We start from the raw sequence: 2,908 nt of genomic DNA on the forward strand, positions 1-2,908 counted from the left end.
ACTCCAATATCCTTAATTATATATAAGAATTTTTTAAACGATAAGCCGTTATGGAGACCTGGAGCGATCTGATTCAATATAGCTCCATTAGTTAATGTAGCTAAAAATGAACTTACTGCTCTGCTATAAGGATTGCGAACCAGTTTATACACATCTTTTTTGTCACCCATAAGTTGCTCTATTATTTTAAGCTTGTAATTTTCTTGCTTTTCATATATGTCCACTCTATATAGGTGAACCGAAGGGTTATAATCAATTGCTTTTTGAAGTAATCCTATTTGGAAGAAGAACCACTTAATAAGTGTAGTACATCCACTCTTTGGGCTCCAAAATAATAATAACGGAAATTCTTTTTCGTAAAATGGTAATATTNNATTTTGTAATAAGAATTTCTCGGTTTTTTTCAAACATTGACTTTCCTCCATTTTTTTATCATTTTATGCATAGGAGGCTTTTTTTTCTTGGATTCTAACCTATTATTGTTAATTTTTTCAAAAATGACATTTACGAACTAAATAATACTTAAATCCGTTATATTCGTACAAGCATAAGAACGTTAGATTAATAGTATATAGTAAGAAAGTGAGGTGTTCTTATGTGTTTATGTCGTGAGTTTAACAAGCGTATGTCCCCTAATGGTTTGTACCAAGGTAGAACGATGCAGCCAACAAGTGTTAATTACCCAAAATACACTTACCCTAAAATTAAGCAAACATCAATACCTTATAAAAGATCTATACAGAGCCAGTAAAGAGAAGTAAAAAGAATGTGAAAAGCGATTGAAGTGGCAATCGCTTTTTATTTTGAAAGTGAGATATGAATCTAGTAACAATATTGTTTCACATAGACAAAAAATAAGGCGGATCCCTAGCGAAATGGGCTAGTTGTTCCACCTGAAAATAGTCAAGTATATTTGAGCATTTCCTGTAATCCTTCAAGTAAACTATACTTTGGTGTCCAATTTAACCCTTTAATGGCCTTCTCATTACATAATTGACTGTCAATGATTTCTCCAGGTCTTAATGGGTGATAGCTTGATTGTATTTCTTTTTTAGTAGTGGCCGCTATCGATTTTACTACTTCGTTAACGGACGATCGATGGTTCGTGCTGATATTAAACGTTTCATTCAATCCATTATCGATGGCAGCGATATTAGCTGACACAACATCCTTTACATATATGAAGTCTCGAGTTTGCTGTCCATCACCAAAGATTACTACAGGTTGCTGGTTGAATACTTGATTAATAAAAATAGAGATTACACCTGCTTCACCATGGGAATTTTGTCTTTCTCCATAAACGTTTGAAAAACGAAGGATTGTATAGGGCAGGTCAAATATTTTGGAGTATAGTTGGATATATTCTTCTGCAGTCAGCTTGGAAAGACCATAAAAAGATAGTGGTTTTAGGGGAGATGTCTCTTTAATTGGAAGGTCTTCAGTATGACCGTAAACGGCTGCTGATGAGGCGAAGATTAATTTCTTCACTTTATAATTTTTACAGCAATCGAGAAGATTAATAGTAGCTAAAATATTATTGTGACCGTCATAGGAAGGCCTATTCACTGAGTCTCCCACACTCGTCTGTGCAGCAAGGTGGATGACTGTATCAGGCCTTTCTTTTGAAAATACAGTTTCTAGATGTTCTTTTTCTTTTATGTCAATGTGATAGAAGGGGACATTGTCTCTGAGGTTTGATTTGTTTCCTGTAATTAAATTGTCGATTACTGCTACTTGATAGTTCTTGTTTATCAATTCGTCAACGATATGTGAGCCAATAAACCCTGCCCCTCCGGTAACGATTACTTTTTTTGATTCATTATCCATTCGTTATGAGTTCATCCTTTCTATTTTTTATAGGTTTATAGTCCATTCGTTTATAAATCTAATTGATCAATTGTGTATAATCGGTATTATCTATCATAGTCTGATAAATTTTCAGGAGTCTCTTGGTCATTAAATCTATTGACCAGTGTTTTAAGGCCCATTGTTTTGTATGATTGGCGATTTTATTTCGATATGAATCATTTTCTAACAGCGTTTTAAGGTGTTCGAATAATGGTTCACTTTCACCCGCCGGAGCAATTAAACCTGTTTCACCGTGTTTCGCCATTTCTGGAAGACCACCTGCATCACTTATGACGGAAGCTTTACCAGCAATTTGAGCTTCGATTAGGGAGAGCGGCATGTTATCTTGTAAACTTGGCAGTACAAATATATCCGACTGTTTTAATAATGCTGGAACGTCATCTCGAGCTCCTAAAAACTCTACAAATTCGTTCAAATTTAATTGAGCACATAGTTCTTGCAGAGGTACTTTCATGACACCGTCACCTGCAATCCAACAAACCCAATCTTCCCGCACTTCTTTTAATTGTGAAAGCGCAGGTAATAATATATGAACACCTTTTAAGTCCACAAGTCTTCCGGTAAATAGTATTACTTTTTTATCTAAAGGCTTTTTTTTCTCAGTTGTTTGATTCATTTTATTTAACAACCCATCAATATTCATTCCATATTGAAAAGAAACAATTTGTTCTTCAGGTACACCATATTCTTCGATAAAGATATTCTTTGTCCATTTAGAAGAGGTATGGATTAAATCTGCAGAATGGGAACCTAATTGATCTAGTACCCAGGATTGTATCCAGCCTTTACTTTTCATTATTTCTTCACTGGGTATATCTGGTGTGAGATATTTATAGAGTTGAATAACCTCTTTTGCTAAGACTCCGTGAATACTTGTAAATAAAGGTGTCTGTTTTGGTTTGACTCTACTCATACACCTAGAGGATATAACATCATGAGTATGGATAATGTCATATTGCTCTAAGCCAAAATAAGCTACAGCAAGTTCCATAAAGTATAGATCAAGTTCGAAGTCAAATCTTACTCGATTTACATGTTC

The 2,908-nt window shown here is 34.5% G+C and carries 2 protein-coding genes; both read right to left on the minus strand.

Annotation, left to right across the window (positions count from 1 at the left end; translation table 11 throughout):
- Positions 1-903 precede the first annotated feature (903 nt).
- The gene (locus V7068_RS14490; protein ID WP_499713369.1) at positions 904-1,827 is read right to left on the minus strand and encodes an NAD-dependent epimerase/dehydratase family protein; all 924 of its coding nucleotides are present in this window, start codon (positions 1,825-1,827) and stop codon (positions 904-906) included.
- A 58-nt stretch (positions 1,828-1,885) separates the two neighbouring features.
- Positions 1,886-2,908, minus strand: a 1,023-nt coding sequence (locus V7068_RS14495) for a glycosyltransferase family 4 protein (RefSeq protein WP_499713370.1), incomplete at its 5' end; no start/stop codon positions are given.

This window comes from Bacillus sp. JJ634 (genome assembly GCF_036962285.1).
Classification (GTDB): Bacteria; Bacillota; Bacilli; order Bacillales; family DSM-1321; genus Peribacillus; species Peribacillus asahii_A.

Coding starts and splice junctions, on each gene's coding strand:
- V7068_RS14490 (WP_499713369.1), bottom strand. CDS start 1,827: ATGGATAATGAATCAAAAAAAGTAATCGTTACCGGAGGGGCAGGGTTT.